The sequence below is a fragment of the Streptomyces sp. NPDC001108 genome (assembly GCF_053598535.1).
Map to the genome: position 1 here is coordinate 141,915 of NZ_JBSFKL010000006.1, position 17,717 is coordinate 159,631.

17 protein-coding genes are annotated in these 17,717 nt (G+C 72.0%); 12 read left to right on the plus strand and 5 right to left on the minus strand.

Features of this window, described 5'->3' with window-relative positions:
* Positions 1 to 125: 125 nt before the first annotated feature.
* The 3 genes from ACWC97_RS16070 (at position 126) to ACWC97_RS16080 (ending at position 4,573) form a co-directional block, all read left to right on the plus strand.
* Complete coding sequence (locus tag ACWC97_RS16070; RefSeq protein ID WP_352277994.1) at positions 126 to 626, plus strand: ATP-binding protein; 501 nt, start codon at positions 126 to 128, stop codon at positions 624 to 626.
* A gap of 111 nt (positions 627 to 737) precedes the next feature.
* Positions 738 to 2,141, plus strand: a complete 1,404-nt coding sequence (locus ACWC97_RS16075; RefSeq protein WP_450649810.1) for an NADP-dependent succinic semialdehyde dehydrogenase — start codon at positions 738 to 740, stop codon at positions 2,139 to 2,141.
* A gap of 59 nt (positions 2,142 to 2,200) precedes the next feature.
* The gene (locus ACWC97_RS16080; protein ID WP_450649812.1) at positions 2,201 to 4,573 is read left to right on the plus strand and encodes a phosphoketolase family protein; all 2,373 of its coding nucleotides are present in this window, start codon (positions 2,201 to 2,203) and stop codon (positions 4,571 to 4,573) included.
* A gap of 22 nt (positions 4,574 to 4,595) precedes the next feature.
* On the opposite strand, the gene ACWC97_RS16085 is transcribed toward ACWC97_RS16080, so the two are convergent.
* Together ACWC97_RS16085 and ACWC97_RS16090 are read right to left on the minus strand one after the other, a co-directional pair.
* The gene (locus ACWC97_RS16085) at positions 4,596 to 4,919 is read right to left on the minus strand and encodes a plasmid stabilization protein (RefSeq protein ID WP_450649814.1); all 324 of its coding nucleotides are present in this window, start codon (positions 4,917 to 4,919) and stop codon (positions 4,596 to 4,598) included.
* A gap of 113 nt (positions 4,920 to 5,032) precedes the next feature.
* Positions 5,033 to 6,145, minus strand: a complete 1,113-nt coding sequence (locus tag ACWC97_RS16090; RefSeq protein ID WP_450649816.1) for a baeRF3 domain-containing protein — start codon at positions 6,143 to 6,145, stop codon at positions 5,033 to 5,035.
* Between the two features lie 96 nt (positions 6,146 to 6,241).
* Here ACWC97_RS16090 and glsA point away from each other — a divergent pair, with 96 nt between their 5' ends.
* The gene (gene glsA / locus ACWC97_RS16095; RefSeq protein WP_450649818.1) at positions 6,242 to 7,576 is read left to right on the plus strand and encodes a glutaminase A; all 1,335 of its coding nucleotides are present in this window, start codon (positions 6,242 to 6,244) and stop codon (positions 7,574 to 7,576) included.
* Between the two features lie 40 nt (positions 7,577 to 7,616).
* Here the strand turns inward: glsA and ACWC97_RS16100 are convergent, their stop codons facing one another.
* Entirely contained in the window at positions 7,617 to 8,453 is an 837-nt protein-coding gene (locus ACWC97_RS16100) for an endonuclease I family protein (protein ID WP_352278006.1), read from the minus strand.
* A gap of 256 nt (positions 8,454 to 8,709) precedes the next feature.
* Here ACWC97_RS16100 and ACWC97_RS16105 point away from each other — a divergent pair, with 256 nt between their 5' ends.
* The 7 genes from ACWC97_RS16105 (at position 8,710) to ACWC97_RS16135 (ending at position 15,279) form a co-directional block, all read left to right on the plus strand.
* Positions 8,710 to 8,910, plus strand: a complete 201-nt coding sequence (locus ACWC97_RS16105) for a hypothetical protein (RefSeq protein WP_352278008.1) — start codon at positions 8,710 to 8,712, stop codon at positions 8,908 to 8,910.
* 88 nt (positions 8,911 to 8,998) lie between these two features.
* Positions 8,999 to 10,156 (plus strand): methyltransferase, encoded by a 1,158-nt coding sequence (locus ACWC97_RS16110; protein WP_352278010.1) that lies wholly within the window; start codon positions 8,999 to 9,001, stop codon positions 10,154 to 10,156.
* Positions 10,157 to 10,258: 102 nt separating this feature from the next.
* A complete protein-coding gene (locus tag ACWC97_RS16115; protein ID WP_352278012.1) occupies positions 10,259 to 11,449 on the plus strand; it encodes an acyl-CoA dehydrogenase family protein in 1,191 nt (396 codons plus the stop codon).
* Between the two features lie 339 nt (positions 11,450 to 11,788).
* On the plus strand, positions 11,789 to 12,310 hold the full coding sequence (locus ACWC97_RS16120) for a hypothetical protein (protein WP_450649822.1): 522 nt from the start codon (positions 11,789 to 11,791) through the stop codon (positions 12,308 to 12,310).
* Positions 12,311 to 12,591: 281 nt separating this feature from the next.
* Positions 12,592 to 12,723 (plus strand): hypothetical protein, encoded by a 132-nt coding sequence (locus ACWC97_RS16125; protein WP_450649823.1) that lies wholly within the window; start codon positions 12,592 to 12,594, stop codon positions 12,721 to 12,723.
* Between the two features lie 122 nt (positions 12,724 to 12,845).
* Complete coding sequence (locus ACWC97_RS16130; protein ID WP_352278018.1) at positions 12,846 to 13,514, plus strand: macro domain-containing protein; 669 nt, start codon at positions 12,846 to 12,848, stop codon at positions 13,512 to 13,514.
* Positions 13,515 to 13,638: 124 nt separating this feature from the next.
* Positions 13,639 to 15,279: an ADP-ribosyltransferase domain-containing protein gene (locus ACWC97_RS16135; protein ID WP_450649825.1), complete on the plus strand. Its 1,641-nt coding sequence runs from the start codon at positions 13,639 to 13,641 to the stop codon at positions 15,277 to 15,279.
* Between the two features lie 152 nt (positions 15,280 to 15,431).
* On the opposite strand, the gene ACWC97_RS16140 is transcribed toward ACWC97_RS16135, so the two are convergent.
* Positions 15,432 to 16,034: a TetR/AcrR family transcriptional regulator gene (locus ACWC97_RS16140; RefSeq protein ID WP_450649826.1), complete on the minus strand. Its 603-nt coding sequence runs from the start codon at positions 16,032 to 16,034 to the stop codon at positions 15,432 to 15,434.
* 100 nt (positions 16,035 to 16,134) lie between these two features.
* Between ACWC97_RS16140 and ACWC97_RS16145 the strand changes: the two genes are divergently transcribed.
* Positions 16,135 to 17,061, plus strand: coding sequence for an NmrA family NAD(P)-binding protein (locus tag ACWC97_RS16145; protein ID WP_450649828.1), 927 nt, complete (start codon positions 16,135 to 16,137; stop codon positions 17,059 to 17,061).
* Between the two features lie 134 nt (positions 17,062 to 17,195).
* Here ACWC97_RS16145 and ACWC97_RS16150 read toward each other — a convergent pair whose 3' ends face one another.
* Positions 17,196 to 17,714 (minus strand): CGNR zinc finger domain-containing protein, encoded by a 519-nt coding sequence (locus tag ACWC97_RS16150; RefSeq protein WP_450649830.1) that lies wholly within the window; start codon positions 17,712 to 17,714, stop codon positions 17,196 to 17,198.
* Positions 17,715 to 17,717 lie beyond the last annotated feature (3 nt).

Here is a 17,717-nt window from a genome sequence, read left to right on the forward strand (position 1 = left end):
GGGACCGGCGGCGGCGGGCCACCCTGGGGAGTGACCCAGAAGAGACATCCGCTCACTCTTCGTGTTCGGGGGTCGTTGTTCAACGGGGCGAATGCCAGTGGGCCTCGATGTGAGGAGCCTCGACGATGACCGTTCCACTCGACCGGCACTTCCTGGTCGAACTCCAGATCTCGGCGGACCGGGTGTCCCAGTTGCAGCGCATAGTCGCCGCACACCTCCGCCACTGGGATCTCGAACTCCACGTCCGGCCGGTCTGCCGGGGGATGGCGGAGCTGCTGACCAATGTCCACCGCCATGTCGGCGACGGCCACCCGTGCACCGTCGAACTCCGCTGGTCCGGGCGGCATCTCACGGTCTCCGTCGCCGACGAGGGCGCCGGGATGCCGCGGCTGCTGGGCACCGGTGGCGGCGGTCTAAGCCGTGTGATGGCGCTCAGCGACAGCTGGGGCACCTGCCGCACCGACGAGGGCAAGGTCGTCTGGTTCACCCGGTACGCCGAGGAGCCGCGCAGCATCGACCGGGTGCCGCTCTCCCCGCTGCCCGACGGCAGCGAGTTCCGCAGCCCGCCCGCGGCGGCCCCCGCCCCCGCCGAACCCGTGGCGGTGTTCGACCCCGCTCTCGTCTGATCCGGGACGGGCCCGACGGGACCGCCGGCCGGATGTCCGCCCGGCGGCCCGCGTATGCGGCACGGCGCATGGCGGGGCGCGGCCGAAGAACCGAGTCAAGGAGGCACGGCCATGCCCATCGCGACGGTCAACCCCGCGAGCGGCGAAACCCTCAGGACGTTCGAAGCGCTGGACGCGGCGGGCATCGAGCAACGGATCGCCACCGCCCGCACCGCGTTCGCCGCGTACCGGACCACCGGCTTCACCGAACGGGCCCGTCTCCTCGACCAGGCCGCCGCGCTGCTCGACGAGGACCAGCGGGACATCGCGCGCACCATGACCACCGAGATGGGCAAGCCCGTCAAGGCGGCCCGCGCGGAGGCCGCCAAGTGCGCCAGGGCCATGCGCTGGTACGCCGCCCACGCGGAGGAACTCCTCGCCGACGAGCAGCCCTCCGCCGAGGACGTACGCGACTCCGGGGCCTCCCGGGCCCACGTCCACTACCGGCCGCTCGGCGCCGTGCTCGCCGTGATGCCGTGGAACTTCCCGCTCTGGCAGGTCGTGCGCTTCGCCGCCCCGGCGCTGATGGCCGGCAACGTCGGGCTGCTCAAGCACGCCTCCAACGTGCCCCAGACGGCGCTGTACCTGGAGGGGCTCTTCCGCCGGGCCGGCTACCCGGCGGGCTGCTTCCAGTCCCTGCTGGTGGGCTCGGCCGCGGTCGAGGCGGTCCTGCGCGACCCCAGGATCGCCGCGGCCACCCTCACCGGCAGCGAACCGGCCGGCCGCTCGGTCGCGTCGATCGCCGGGGACGAGGTGAAACCCACCGTCCTCGAACTGGGCGGCAGCGACCCGTACCTCGTCATGCCCTCGGCGGACGTCGCCCGGGCCGCCCGTACCGCAGTCACCGCGCGGGTGCAGAACAACGGGCAGTCCTGCATCGCCGCCAAACGGTTCATCGTGCACACGGACGTGTACGACGAGTTCGCCGAGCGGTTCACCGTCGGCATGAAGGACCTGACGGTCGGCGACCCGATGCTGGAGTCCACCGACGTCGGCCCGCTCGCCACCGAACAGGGCCGCACCTACCTCGCGGAACTGGTGGACGACGCGGTGCGCCGGGGCGCCGACGTGCTGTGCGGGGGAGGCCGCCCCGAGGGGCTCGCCCCGGAGCTGGAGCACGGCTGGTTCTACGCCCCCACCGTCCTCGCCGGGATCACCCCCGCCATGCGGATCCACCACGAGGAGTCCTTCGGCCCCGTCGCCTCGCTCTACCGCGTCGACGGGCTGGCGGAAGCCGTCGCGCTCGCCAACGACAGCCCCTTCGGTCTCAGCTCCAACGTATGGACCCGGGACCCGGAGGAGGCCCGCCGCTGCGTACGCGACCTGGAGGCCGGCGGCATCTTCTTCAACGGCATGACCGCCTCCCACCCCGCCCTGCCGTTCGGCGGGGTCAAACGCTCCGGATACGGCCGCGAACTCGCCGCACAGGGCATCCGCGCCTTCTGCAACACGACCACGGTCTGGTACGGCCCCTAGCCTCCGTCCTTTCAGCCTCAGCCTCAGCCTTCGCCTCCACGAGAGGCCGGGAGTCCCCCATGAGCAACGCCCCGTCCGGCCCGACCGACGAGGAGATCGCGGCACTCGACGCCCACTGGCGCGCCGCCAACTACCTCTCCGTCGGCCAGATCTACCTGATGGCCAACCCGCTCCTGACCCGGCCCCTGGTCCGGACGGACGTCAAGCCGCGGCTGCTCGGCCACTGGGGCACCTCACCCGGGCTCAACCTGGTCCACACCCACCTCAACCGCGTCATCAGGTCCCGGGGTGTGAAGGGGCTGTGCGTCTGGGGCCCCGGCCACGGCGGACCCGCCGTCCTCGCCAACTCCTGGCTGGAGGGCAGCTACTCACGGACCTACCCCGACGTCCCCCGGAACGCCGAGGGGATGGGGCGGCTCTTCAAGCAGTTCTCCTTCCCCGGCGGGGTACCCAGCCACGTGGCACCCGAGACCCCCGGCTCCATCCACGAGGGCGGCGAACTCGGCTACGCCCTCACCCACGCCTACGGGGCCGCCTTCGACCACCCCGACCTGCTCGTCACCTGCGTCATCGGCGACGGCGAGGCCGAGACCGGACCGCTCGCCGCGTCCTGGCACTCCAACAAGTTCCTCGACCCGGTCCACGACGGAGCCGTCCTCCCCGTCCTCCACCTCAACGGCTACAAGATCGCCAACCCGACGCTCCTCGCCCGCCTCCCCGAGACGGAACTGGACGCCCTGCTGCGCGGCTACGGGCACGACCCGCTCTACGTCGGCGGCGACGACCCGTTCAGCGTCCACCGGGCGATGGCCGCCGCGATGGACCTGGCCGTCGACCGCATCCGGGAGATCCAGGGCGCCGCCCGCACCGGCGGCGGGTCAGGCCGCCCGCACTGGCCGATGATCGTGCTGCGCACCCCCAAGGGCTGGACCGGCCCGGCCGAGGTCGACGGGGTGCCCGTCGAGGGCACCTGGCGCGCCCACCAGGTCCCGCTGCCCGGGGTCCGGGACAACCCGGCCCACCTGCGCCAGCTGGAGGAGTGGATGCGCTCCTACCGCCCCGAGGAGCTCTTCGACTCCCAAGGGCGGCCCCGCCCGCAGGTGCTCGCCTGCGTGCCCGAGGGCGACGCCCGGCTCGGCTCGACCCCGTACGCCAACGGCGGCCTGCTCCTGCGCGACCTGCCCGTACCGCCGCTCGACGGGTACGCGGTCGAGGTCGACAAGCCCGGCACCGTGGTGCACGAGCCGACCCGGGTGCTCGGTGGGCTGCTGGAGGCCGTCATGGCCGCCACCGCAGAACGCCGCGACTTCCGCGTCGTCGGCCCCGACGAGACCGCCTCCAACCGGCTCGACGCCCTCTACGGCGCCACCGCCAAGGCATGGCAGGAACGCCTCCTGCCCACCGATGAGCACCTCGCCCACGACGGACGCGTCATGGAGGTGCTCTCCGAACACCTCTGCCAGGGCTGGCTGGAGGGCTACCTGCTCACCGGCCGCCACGGACTCTTCTCCTGCTACGAGGCGTTCGCCCACATCGTCGACTCGATGGTCAACCAGCACATCAAATGGCTGAAGACCTCCCGTCGGCTTCCCTGGCGCCGCCCCGTCGCCTCACTGAACTACCTGCTGACCTCGCACGTCTGGCGCCAGGACCACAACGGCTTCTCCCACCAGGACCCGGGATTCGTCGACCACGTCCTCAACAAGAGCCCCGAGGTCGTGCGGGTCTATCTGCCGCCGGACGCCAACACCCTGCTCTCCGTCGCCGACCACGCGCTGCGCAGCCGCGACTATGTCAACGTGATCGTGGCCGGCAAGCAGCCCACCTTCGACTGGCTCACCCTCGACCAGGCCCGCGCGCACTGCGCCCGCGGTGCCGGCGCGTGGCCCTGGGCCGGGACGGAGGACGGCAGCCGGGAACCGGACGTCGTGCTCGCCTGCGCCGGGGACGTCCCCACACTGGAGACGCTCGCCGCCGCCGACCTGCTCCGCAGGCACCTGCCGGAACTGGCGGTCCGGGTGGTCAACGTGGTCGACATGGCCCGGCTGCTGCCCATCGAGGAGCACCCGCACGGCATGCCGGACTCCGAGTACGACGCGCTGTTCACCCGGGACGTCCCCGTGATCTTCGCCTATCACGGCTATCCCTGGCTGATCCACCGCCTCGCCTACCGGCGCGCGGGCCACGGCCATCTCCACGTACGGGGCTACAAGGAGCAGGGCACCACCACGACGCCCTTCGACATGGTGGTCCTCAACGATCTGGACCGCTTCCGGCTGGTCATGGACGTGATCGACCGGGTGCCCGGACTCGGCGTCCGCGCGGTGGCCGTGCGCCAGGCGATGGCGGACGCCCGGACCCGCCACCACGCGTGGATCCGGGAACACGGCACGGACCTGCCCGAGGTCGCCGACTGGACGTGGAGCGGCTGATCCCGGCAGCCCGGGTCGCGGCTCAGCGGCCCAGCGCCCGGGCCAGTTCGGCCTTGGTCATGCCCGAACGGCCGTGCACGTTCTTCCGCTTCGCCTCTTCGTAGAGCTGGTCCCGGGTCGGTCCGGCCGCCCCGCCGTGCGAGCGCGGCTCGCCGCGCCGCGTCGAGGACATGTCCTCGACGGAGGTACGGCTCGCGGTTCCGGACCCCCCGGCGCGGGCGCGTTCCCTGTTGGCCGTGCGGGCCGCGATCTCCTCGGCCCGTTCCTCGCTGACGCCGCGCTCCTGCGCGCTCTCCTTGATGTGCTCGTACTGCCGGTTCCGCTGGGGACCGAATCCCTGGGGCATGGTCCGATCACTCCTCTCCCGGAGCTCCTGGGACGCCTTCCCCACCAGTCTCCCAGCGCGCCCGGGGGCCCGCACACGGCAGGCGTGCGGGCCCCGGACGTCCTCGGAACGGCTCAGTAGCGCAGGGCCGCCGCGATCCTTCCGTGCTCCGCGAGCGAACCGTCCGGGAGGAAGACCACCTCGCCGCCGCTGTCCAGGGCCCGCTCCACCAGCTCGTCCACGACGTCCTCGCGGACCGTGGGGTCCGTCAGGTCGGCGTCCTCGCCCACCGGCGTCAGGTGCTCGTCGGTCACCCGCACGGTCCGCTGGAAGCCCTCCTCCACCGCGACCAGCCCGGCACGGCCCTCCCGCACCGCGGCCCACACCTCGTCGAGCCCGCCGGAGAAGGCGCGCCGGCCGCGTGCCTCGTCGAGCCTGCCCTCGACCGCCGCGACGAACCGCTTCCGCGCCTCGTCGAGCACCGGGCGCAACTCCTCCAGCAGCGCGCCCGGCGCCGTCCCGGCGGGCACCCCCTTGGCCAGCCGGCCCGTCGCCGAACGGGCGCTCTCGCCGACCTCGTCCAGCACCGCGAGCGCCTGGGCGGAACCGGCCAGGAACACCGGGCGCGGATCGGCGGCCAGCACCGCCCGCAGCTCCTCGTCGACCGACCGGAGGAAGGCGCGGGTCTCCTGGCTGCTGAAGATGCTCGGCGTGTCGCCGATCCGCTCCTCGCGCTGCGGATCGGACTGCACCGGGGGAGCCGTCATCGGGAATCCGCCGGCGCGCGCCTCGTGCAGCGCGTCGACCGTGCCGCCCCACAGCTCGGCGCGGTCGGCCGAGACGGTGACCACCCAGAACGGGCGGGCCTGGGCCTTCGCCGCCACCAGGTTGCGGGTCAGATAGCTGTCGCTCAGCACCACCCGTTCGGGCGCGGTACGGGGGAGCTGCCAGATCTGGAACTCGTCGGGGGTGGCGAGCAGCACGAGGGCGTCGAGGGCCCGCCTCGGGTCCACCTCGGCGACCGCCCGGTCGAGCTGCTCCCCGATCGCGGTCCGTGTCTCGCGGCCGACCGCCGGGTCGGCCTCCAGACGCTTCATCGCCTCGGAGACCAGGTTGCGCAGCCGTACGGCGTCCTGGGCGTTGTCCGGGGTGCGGCGGTGCGTCGGCAGGGTCAGGGACACGGCCGGATAGGGCTTGGCCGTCCGCAGTTCCCGCAGCAGTTCGGCGGTCAGGTCGTCCGTATCCATCGTTCTCTCCCAGGGGCTTCGGGTGGTGTCCGCTCCCGAGCGAAGCGGTTGACGTCGGCGAGTCAATTCATACCTTTTGAACCTAATATGGGCGAGATGAGTGCCGCCGAAGCCGTCACCGAGGCCCTGCGTGAACTGCACGCGCGGTTCGCTCCGCTGGGGGAGGGCAGCGTCGCCGAGTACATCCCGCAGCTCGCGCGGAGCGATCCGGGCGCCTTCGGGCTGGCCCTGGTCAGCATGGACGGCCACCGCTACGGGGCGGGCGACACCACCGTCCCGTTCACCCTGCAGTCCGTGTCGAAGCCGTTCGTCTACGCGCTCGCCCTGTCGCTCCTCGGGCTCGACGAGGTGGGCCGCTGGGTCAACGCCGAGCCCAGCGGCGAGGCGTACAACGCGATCAGTCTGGAGCCGGACACCGGGCGCCCCGACAACGCCATGGTCAACGCGGGCGCCATCATCACCACCGCGCTGATCCCGGACACCCCCGGTGCCCCGAGGTTCGAGCGGGTCCTCGACTGCCTGAGCCGGTTCGCCGGCCGCGAGCTGGACGTGGACGAGCAGGTCTACGCCTCCGAGGCCGCCACCGGGGACCGCAACCGGGCCCTCGCCTATCTGATCCGGAGCACCGGGCCGCTGCCCGTCGACCCGGTCGCCGCCGTGGACACGTACTTCCGGCAGTGCGCGGTCCGGGCCACCGCGACGGACCTCGCGGCGATGGCCGCGACGCTGGCGCACGGGGGAGTCAACCCGCTCACCGGCGAAGCGGTGGTTCCGGGGCCGGTGGCCGCGCAGACGCTGGCGGTGATGGCCACCTGCGGCATGTACGACGGCTCCGGCGACTGGCTGCTGCGGGTCGGGCTGCCCGCGAAGAGCGGCGTGTCCGGCGGGCTGATCGCGGTGAGCCCCGCCCGGTTCGGGCTGGCGGCCTACAGCCCCCGGCTGGACCCGACCGGCACCTCGGTCCGCGGGCGGGCCGCGGTCGGTGCCCTGTCCGAGGAACTCGGGCTCCATCTGATGCACAATCCGGCGCTGGCCGGCAGCACCGTCACCCTGATCGCCACGCCCGACGAGCTGCCCACCGCCGGGGCGGGCGTGCCGCGCGAGCGGGTCGCCGTGGTGGCCGCCCAGGGCGCCCTGGACTTCACGGCCGCCGAACGCGTGCTGTACGCCCTGGACGAGGCGCGCCCCGGGGGCACGGAGCCGGTCGTGCTGGACCTGACGGAGGTGACCGGCGTCGACCGGGTGGCCTTCACGATGCTGAGCGGCGGGCTCGGCCGGATCGCCGCGTCCGGGGCGCGTACCGCCGTCGTCGACCGGGCGGACCGGCTGGCCCTGCCCGGCCCCGGGGAACCGGGCGGACCGGCCGTGCCGCGGGGCTTCGCCACCCGGGCACGGGCCCTGGCCTGGTGCACGGGCGACGGGCCGGGCTGAGCCCGGACGGTGGCGGCCGCCCGGGCTCGTCGCGTCCCGTCTACCAGATCGACGTGACCCACTCGGGGTGGTCGATGAACGGGTTCCGGTTGTGCTGGTACTGGTTGTAGATGACGTCGTTGCGGCGCTTCTCGAAGGCGTCCGGCGGGTCCTGCTGGCTCCAGGTCTTCAGCACGGAGAGCCGGCCCATGTACGGGGCGGAACCGTTGCCGACCTTGTCGTTGGGCTCCAGGTCGGGGAAGGAGTCGCCGCCCTCGTAGCGGACGGCCATGTAGAGGAGCATCCGGGCCACGTCGCCCTTGACCGCGTCGCGCGGCTCGAAGGAGTCGCTGTCGGTGTAGTTGCCCGGGGCGCCGCTGACCGCGCTGCCACCGTTGTCGAAGTCCTTGTTGCCGCGTATCGAGTTGACGGTGACGTCCTCCGGGCGCAGGTGGTGGAGGTCGGTGCCGGGCCCGGTGGCGGTGCCGAAGTCGCCGTGGGACTTGGCCCAGACGTGCTCGCGGTTCCAGTTGCCGACCGAGCCGCCGTTGGCGCTCTTGGACAGGGACCGGCCGGTGTAGAGCTCGATCACGTTCGAGCTGTTGGCCGGGTCCTGGTCGGTGTCCTTCAGGGCGTCCCAGACCTGGCTGTAGGAGACCTTGGACTGGCTGCTGATGATCGTGTGCAGGGCGCTCTTGAGCTGGGCGCCGCTCTTGCCGAGCGCGTCCTTGTAGTAGGTGTCGTCGAGCACCTGGAGCGAGGACGACGAGGAGGCGGGGGCGGCGGTCGAGGCCGGGTGGATGGCGGCCGGTGCGGCGGCGGCCGTCGCACCGAGCACCGCGAAGGCGGCGAGGGTCGCCAGCAGCGGGCGCCGGTGGCGAGGAAGACGACGGGACATGTGGGGTGTCCTCTCCTGTCCTGAAAGGGCCTGCGCCACGGCACCGTCGCGAGGTGGGGGGCGGCGCTGCGGCGCAGTCGTGTGGTACGTGGTAGCGGGAGCCTTCCACACGCACCGTGACCATGGTGTGAACGCTGCGTACCTATCATGTGCAGGTCAAGTGAGGGCTCGGACGGGCGGTCGGGAGTGGGGCGCGGGCCTCGGATGCGGCGGGGCGGACGCGGAGCGAAAATGGCCGAAAGGACGAGGAGGCGGCATGAGCGAAGAGCCCGAATCCGTATCCGTATCCCGGGGTGTGACTCCCGACAGCCTCTTGCACACCGGCGGCAGCGACGATCCCTCGGCGGAGGATCTGGTGCTCGCCTCCGGGCGGGACCTCACCCCGAAGAATCTCCAGTGGGCCGAGCGCAGGCTCGCCCGTGAGGGGCGGTCGGCGATCGACAAGACACTGCCCTGAGCCGGGGCCGGCGGGGCCCGGCGGCCCCGTGCCCGAGCCGCGGGGAGCGTGTGGGCGTTCCCCGCGGCTCGGCTAGCCTGGGTGCACAATGAACCGTTTGACGACGTCAGGGGCCGGGTTCGACCTCGCCCGCTACCCCGAGGACCCGCGCGACCCGTTCCGTGCCTGGGATGCCGCCGACGAGTACCTGCTGCGGCGGCTGGAAGGGGCCGACGGCACGGAACCGGTGGACCTGTCGGGCGCGGTGACCGTGGTGGGCGACCGCTGGGGCGCCCTGAGCACGGCGCTGGCCGCGCACCGCCCCGTACAGATCACCGACTCCTACCTGGCGCAGCGCGCGACCCGGGCGAACCTGGACCGCAACGGCGTGGCGGCGGACGCCGTGCGCCTCCTGTCGGCCCGGGACACCCCGCCGGAGCGCGTCGACGTCCTGCTGGTGCGCGTCCCGAAGAGCCTCGCGCTCCTGGAGGACCAACTGCACCGGCTGGCGCCGTCCCTCCACGCGGACACCGTCGTCATCGGCACCGGCATGGTCAAGGAGATCCACACCTCCACCCTCCGGCTCTTCGAGCGGATCATCGGCCCCACCCGCACCTCCCTGGCCGTCAAGAAGGCCCGGCTCGTCTTCAGCACCCCCGCCCCGGGGACGGCCCGCACGCCCAGTCCGTGGCCGCACCGCTACGAGCTGCCCGGCGGGATCGGCCCCGTCTCCGGCCGCACCGTCGTCAACCACGCCGGGATCTTCTGCGCCGAGCGCCTCGACATCGGCACCCGCTTCTTCCTCGGCCACCTGCCCGCGCGCAGCGGTCCCGAGCGGGTCGTCGACCTCGGCTGCGGCAACGGCGTCGTCGGACTCTGCGCCGCCCTCGCCAACCCCGAGGCGACGGTCACCTTCATCGACGAGTCGTACCAGGCGGTCGCCTCCGCCGAGGAGACCTTCCGGACCAACACCGGACCGGACGCCAGGGCCGAGTTCCTGGTCGGCGACGGGCTGGCCGACGTGGCGCCCGACAGCGTGGACCTGGTCCTCAACAACCCGCCGTTCCACTCCCACCAGGCCGTCACCGACGCCACGGCCCGCGCCATGTTCCGCGGTGCCCGCGCCGCACTGCGGCCCGGCGGCGAACTCTGGGTCGTCGCCAACCGGCACCTCGGCTACCACACCCGGCTCCGCCGCATCTTCGGCAACTGCGAGACCGTCGCCGGGGATCCGAAGTTCGTCGTCCTGCGGGCCGTCAAGCGCTGACCCCACCGGACCGCGTCCCGGCCCTTCCGGATTCTTGCAACACGTTCTACTGTGTGCGCCGCCGCACACGGACGACGCCACCGCGAGACTCCCGGAGGGGCCGTGCACCTCGAATACACGCCCGAACAGCAGCAGCTGCGCACCGAACTGCGCGCGTACTTCGCCGCACTGGTCCCCGACGACGCCCATGCGCGCTACGCCGCCCCGGAGGCCCAGAAGCGCTTCTACCGGGAGACGATCCGCCGCCTGGGAACCGACGGCTGGCTCGGCGTCGGCTGGCCGGTGGAGTACGGCGGGCGCGGCCTCTCCCCGATGGAGCAGTTCATCTTCTTCGACGAAGCGGCGCAGGCCAATGTCCCGCTGCCGCTGATGGCCCTCAACACGGTCGGCCCGACGATCATGCGGTACGGCACCGACGAGCAGAAGGCGTACTTCCTGCCGAGGATCCTCAGCGGCGAGATCGATTTCGCGATCGGCTACAGCGAGCCCGACGCGGGCACCGACCTCGCCGCCCTCAAGACCCGGGCGGTACGCGAGGGCGACGAGACCACCGGCCACTACACGGTCGACGGGCAGAAGATCTGGACGACCAACGGCGACACCGCCGACTGGGTCTGGCTCGCCGTCCGCACCGACCCGGACGCGGCCCCGCACAAGGGCATCACCATGCTGCTCGTCCCGACCTCGGACCCGGGCTACTCCTGCACCGTGATCAACACCCTCGCCTCCCACGACACCACCGCCAGCTACTACGAGAACGTCCGCGTCCCCGCCTCCCACCGCGTCGGCGAGGAGAACAAGGGCTGGCGGCTGATCACCAACCAGCTCAACCACGAACGCGTCACCCTCGCCGCCCACGGCACCATGGCGATCCGTGCCCTCCGCGACGTCCAGCGCTGGGCGGCCAACACCCTGCTCGACGACGGCCGCCGGGTGATCGACCTCGGCTGGGTCCGCACCCTGCTGGCCCGCACCCACACCCGGCTCGACGCCATGAAGCTCCTCAACTGGCAGATGGTCTCCGCCGTCCAGAACGGCACCCTCACCCCCCAAGACGCATCCGCCGTCAAGGTCTACGGCTCCGAGGCCCGACGCGACGCCTACGCCTGGCTGATGGAGATCGTCGGCGCGGCGGGCCCCCTCAAGGAGGGCTCGGCGGGCACCGTCCTCCACGGCGAGCTGGAACGCGGCTACCGCTCCGCCGTCATCTTCACCTTCGGCGGCGGCAACAACGAGATCCAGCGCGAGATCATCTCCTGGATCGGCCTGGGCATGCCCCGCGTTCGCCGCTGAGCCCTTCGCGGCCGAGACGCGCCCATGCCGCATGTGGGTACTTCCCCGCGATCCGCCGACCGTGGGCGAGTGCGTCGAGCAAGTACCGCGCCCCATCCGTGGGTTCGGACGACGGGAACGAGCGGCCGCCGTCGACGCCGGTGCCGGTCGGGCTTGTGCCCACGGGCCGGGCCGGCGGTCTTCATCAGGGTCACTGCACCGATCCGGTTGCCGTCGTCCGGGTACTCCTGGCTGACCGCGTCCGCCAGGACCTCTGGAAGTGATCGCGAGGCACCAGTCCTGGGGATGGCGGCCCTGTTGCCCGGACCCGTTTCCGGTCACGGCGCTAGATTGGTGTACGTGGGAACGCGGGGGCGGAGGTATCGGTATGTGGGGCCGGCGGAGCTGAAGGTGCTCGTCCAGGCGGCCCACGGGGGTCGGAGCATCCGCTCCGCGGTGGACTTCGGCGCCTGGGTCTCCGCGCTGACCTCGGCCGAGTTGGCCGAGCCTTTCACGTTCGTCGTCGATGGCGGCGGGGTGCTGCGACTCGCTCCGCGCCTCAGGGAGCACGTGGTGTGCGCCGACGGCGGAGAGGTGCTGAGCGCCGACGAGATGAGCTTTCGTGAGGAGTCCGGACGATGGGCGGTCGAGGAGGTCAGCAACCAGTCGACCGGGTACTGCCCGGACGTCGGCTCATGGCCGGCCGTGGCCGGGGCCCTGGATCGGATCGGGCTCCGTCGTCCACCCGGGTTCACGCACGAGGTGGTCTTCCGTCGTTGCCGCTCCTGCCACGAGCTCAACATCGTGCGGGAGGAGGACTTCGTCTGTGTCTTCTGCGGCGAGGATCTGCCGCGGGAGTGGAATGCGGGGGAGCCCGGGTGACTGGTCGAACAGCGAAGATCACGGCGTGGTGCGAGTGCGGCAGCGCGGCGGTGCGGGAGGTCAACCAGTTCGTCCTCCACGATGCGTTGTGGTGGGACTCGGAGTTCTTCTGCGGGTCCTGTGGGACCTACATGTGCGAACACGCTGGTCGGGGACGAGCGCCCGATGATGTCCGGGAGGCCCTGCTCGCAGCGCACGGACCTGTCAGGCTCCGGCTGGTCGGCCCGGCTCCCAGTCTGGTTCCTGCTCTGAAGGTCCTTCGGGAAGTCTCGGTGGTCTCGTTGTCGCGCGCTCGCGAGCTGGCCGGAGAGCTGAGCCGCGACGGCCTGGTGGGGACCTTGGCGGAGATGGAGTTCCTCAAGGCGCGGCTGGAACGGCGAGGGCTCCACGCCGATCTCGACAGAAACCGGTGAGAGCCGTGGTCCGACGCCTCCTCCGGCTCCGACCAGGTCCGCGAACCCTGTGGAACGGCGTTGTCAGTGGCGCGCGATAGCTTCGGAGGTGTTCGGGATCACGGGGCAAGAAGGGTGAATTCGTGGGGTTCAGGCATGCGTTGAGCGTCGTCCTCGTCGACGTCAACGACGAGGTGGTGACGGCGTGGCGGTCCGCGTTCGCGGACACGCCGGAGGTCGAGATCAGGCGGGGCTCCCTTCTCGGGGTGGACGCCGACGCCTGGGTCTCGCCGACCAACGAGCGCGGCCGCATGGATGGTGGGGTCGACGCCGTCGTCAAGCGGTACCTCGGCGCGGGCATCCAGGTGCGGGTGCAGCGGGCGATCCGTGACCGGTTCGGCGGACGGCTGCCGGTCGGCAGCGCGGTGTGCGTCCCGTCCGGGGCGGACATACCCCGCTATCTGATCTCGACGCCGACCATGCGTCAGTCGTCGCAGAACATCAGCGCCACGATGAACGTGGCGCTGGCCTGCGCGGCGGCCTTCCAGGCGGTGCATCTGCAGAACCGGGCGAAGCCGGGCAGCATACGGTCGGTGGCACTCGTCGGGATGGGCGCGCAGACCGGGCAGGTGCCCGCGAAGGTGTGCGCCAACCTGATGTGGACGGGTTACACCCTCTTCCACGACCACGGTTTCGCGGACTACGACGAGCTGCGGGCAGCCGTGCTGGGCCAGCTCGACGACATCGAGGGAGCGGGGTCCGCGCGGCGGGTCCGGATCAACGTGCCACAGCGGCCCTCCTTTCGTCACTGACCCGAAGACCGCGACGAACGGTGCCGTCCAGGGGGCGGTCACCGGCGACGGTCCCGCCGTATCCGTTCAGCACGCCGGAGCGCCGGCGAAAGCGCCCGAATCGAGTACTGGGAGTTCCACCCTCGTGAATGATGTCGACACGACGGCCGCGGGCGGCGCCGGGGCTCCGGCCGGGGACCCGCTGGGGCTGGCCGAGCTGTTCACCGGCGGCGGCGAGCCCTGGCTGCCGCTGCTCGCACCGGTGATCGAGGCGCAGCCGGGGGCCGCCGACCTCATCGGCCCGAAGCGCAGCCCGGAGGTCGTTCCGGTGCGCGAGCTGACGTTCCAGGCGTTGAAGCCGCATCCGCCGGAGAAGTGGAAGGTGGTCGTCTTCGGACAGAACCCCTACCCGAGGCCGGAGAGCGCGACCGGCATCGCGATGTTCGACAACACCTTCAACAACTGGAAGGACAGCCAGTTCGGCAGGGTCGTGAGCATCCGCTGCCTCATCAAGGCGGCCGCGATGTGGAAGTACGGCATCGCCAAGAAGACCCCGATCGCCGATGTCCGTGCCCTGCTGAAGAAGGAGGACACGGTTCAGCCGCCCGAGTGGTTCCAGGCGATGCTGACCCAGGGCGTGTTGCTGCTGAACGCGTCGCTCACGGCGAGCGCGGACGGGGCGATGGCGACCGATCGGCACACGGCGTTCTGGCGCCCCGTGGCCGAGCAGATCGTCGAGGAGATCCTCCGGGCCAAGGAGGCCGCGGCGGACGAGGACGACCGTGGTGTGGTGTTCGCCTGGTGGGGTGCGCACGCCCGCAGCCTGAAGAGAGTCGTCCAGCGGCTGGAGAAGAAGTATCCGGGCGTCGAGGTCCGCCACCTGGACCATGTCAATCCGGCCGCCCAGGGGGACCGGTTCTGCGAGGGCGACCACTTCGCCGAAGTGAACGACGCCCTGGGAGCGGTGGGGGCCGAGCCGGTGGACTGGCTGCCGCAGAAGGGCTGGGACCAGCCGGCGGGCGGGGCCGATGGGCCGCAGAACGATGGTGTGGCGCAGCGGATGGGGGCGTTCATCGCGTCCACGATGGAGTTGCACCAGCTCTATCTGGAGCGGCTCACCAGCGTCAAGGACGAGGGCCTCGTCCTGCCGCCCGTCACCGGTGTGTTCGACACGCCGCTGATGGACTTCCGGAAGGCCGTCGAGCCGGTCTCGCGGGTGCTCGGGCAGTTGGATCGGCACATCGAGCGGTCGATCGGCTTCGGGGAGACGAAGGCGGCCGAGGCGGCGTCCGACGGCACCCTGTCGGCCGACGAGATCTCGGCCCTCCACCTGTACACGTGCGAGTCGGGCTTCTACCGCGAGATCAACGCCGTGCTGCGCTCGTCGGACCGTGAACGCGTGGTGCCCTACCTGCCCTACCTGCGGTTGCTGTTCTCGGCGATGGAGGCGCTGCCCGCGCAGACGCGGCCGTTGTGGCGTGGGGTCGCGCTGGACCTGCGGTCCCAGTACCCACTGGGGCGGACGGTGACGTGGTGGGGCGTGTCGTCGTGCACGTCCGAGCTGGGGGTGGCCCGCGCGTTCCTGGGCGGGCGCGGCCGGCGGACGCTGTTCGAGGTGACGCCTGCGCGGGCGGTCGGGATCCGCCGATTCTCCGCGTTCACGGGGGAGGAGGAGTACATCCTCGCGCCGGGGACACAGCTCAAGGTGACGGACGTCAAGGCCGAGCGCGGGGGGCTGTGCACCGTGCGGCTGACCGAGCTGGAGGGGGCCGGCCTGGTGTCGTGACGGCTGCCGTTCGGCCGGACCGGTCCGGCCGAACGGCTCCCCCGGGTTCCTGAGGCGCCGCCCGCCCCCACAGGCGGTACGGATCGCGAGGCGTGACGGCTCTCCCGTACCTGCTCACGGTGCCCACGAAGAAGACCCAGGGTGCGTCGCGGCTACTCCGCCGCGCCCGTGCCCGTGCCTGTCCCCCTCGGCCCCGGGGTCTGCGGGCTCAGCCCCAGGGTTGTGAGCCGGAGCAGACGTTGTGCCGAAGCGGTGGGGTCGGGGTGGTGCTCGGTGGCCATGGCGAGGCCGGCGGCCAGCGTGATCAGATCGGCGGCCGTGACGCCCGGGTCCACGGCGCCGTCCCGCACGGCATGGTCCAGCAGGAGGCCGGCCGCTTCCTGGAGCGTCGCCGAGCAGCTGTTGTCCTGCGGGGAGCCCTCGTAGGAGAGCAGGACCGCCAGCCCATGGGCGCGTACGCAGTAGGCGACGACCTCGCCGAGCCACTCCAACAGGGCGGCACGTGGCTCGAACCTGGGGCGATTCGTCAGTTCCTGGGCGTGCGTACGCAGTGCCTCGACCCGTTCCCGCGAGACCGCTTCCAGCAGTGCGCGGCGCGAGGGGAAGTGGCGGCGCACCGTGGCCGAACCGACGCCCGCCGTGCGGGCGATCCGCTCGAAGGACGCCTCGGCGCCGTGAGAGGCGATCTCCTCCTCCGCCACCGCGAGGAGACGCAGGTAGTTGCGCCGGGCATCGGCGCGTTGTGGTGCGGGCATGACACGGGCTCCGGAGGCTCTTGCACTAAACGGCGGGGGCCACCGTATTGTATCGGGTAAGAAATGGTGACCCTCGCCACTTCATGCCCCGGGAGTGCTCATGCCGAACCCGTTCGCAGCGCCCGTGCTCGTCGTCGGCGCCACCGGCAAGCAGGGAGGCGCCACGGCACGTGCCCTGCTGGGCTCCGGAATTCCGGTCCGGGCCCTGGTGCGCGACACGTCCACGGCGCGGGCGCGGGCCGTCCGGGAGTTGGGGGCCGAACTGGTCACCGGTGACCTCGGCGACCGTGCGTCCCTGGCCCGCGCCGCCGCGGGCGCCCGTGCGGTCTTCTCCGTGCAGATGCCCGCCCCGACCCAGGACGGCTTCGACTTCGACGGTGAGGTGGCCCAGGCGGCCAACCTCGTCGAGGCCGCACTGGAGGCCGGTGTGCCGCAGTTCGTCCACACCTCCGTGACAGGGGCCGGGCAGCACACCGCGATCCCCGGCTGGGCCGAGGGCCGCTGGGCGTCCGTGGAGGGCACTCTGGGTGCCAAGGCGGCGATCCAGGACCGGGTCCGCGCGGCGGGTTTCCCGTACTGGACCCTCCTCAAGCCCGGCTTCTTCATGGAGAACTTCCTCCCCTCCAGCGCCTTTCTCTTCCCTCGCGGCGTCGGCGGCGGCCTGGTCAGCGTCCTGAAGCCCGAGACCCGCCTCTCCCTGGTCGCCGTCGACGACATCGGGGCCGCTGCGGCGGCGGCCGTCGCCGACCGGGACACGTTCAACGGGGTCGAACTGGAACTGGCGAGCGACTATCTGTCGATGAAGCAGATCGCCGAGGTCCTCTCCCGGACCCTGGGTACGCGCCTGGCCGCGCCCGACATGACCGAGGCACAGGCCCGCGCCGCCGGAATGCCGGGGTCGGGCGCCAGTCACGACTTCCTCAACGTGGCCGGTCAGCCCGGTCGCCCCCGGTACGCACGCGAACTCGGCATCCCTCTCACCACCTTCGAGACCTGGGCCCGTACGCATCTGAGCCCCACCGCGTAGGTCCGGGGGATCTTCCTGCGGGACCGGGTGCGGTGCGCGCCCGCGCCTCGTCGGGTGCGGCCGCCGCCGCGCAGTGCGGCCGCACCCGCCGGAGCCTCTGGATCGAGCGGGGCGGCCCGTCGCCGTGGAGGGGCCTACCGTCGCGGGTGCGACCTCTGGAACCGCGCGGACTTGGCGCGGTTGCCGCAGACCTCCATCGAGCACCAGCGTCGGGAGCCGTTCTTGCTGACGTCGTAGAACCACAGGACGCACGCGGGGTTCGCGCAGTGGCGGACGCGCTCGGCCCGTTCGGTGAGCAGGCGGACCAGGTCGGCGGCGGCGGTCCAGGCGGGCAGCCATGCCGGGTCGTCCGTGACGGTGGCGACCCGAGGTGCTCCGTCGTGCAGCCCGGGCCGGTGGAAGCCGTGGGCCAGGACATCGTTGAGCGGGGCGTCGTCCCCGTCCTCCAGTGCGGCGCGCAGCGCGGACCGGGCCCGCAACAACGCCTCGCGGACGGCGGCGGTGTCGGCGTCGATGACCGCCATGTCGTGGTCGTCGAGCCAGCTCTCCAGGCCGTCGGGCTCGTCGAACTGGTCGAAGGTGTGGCCCTGATCCACCCAGACGGAGTTGACCAGATCCAGGGCCAGGGGCTCGCCGATGAGGGGGCGTGTCATGCA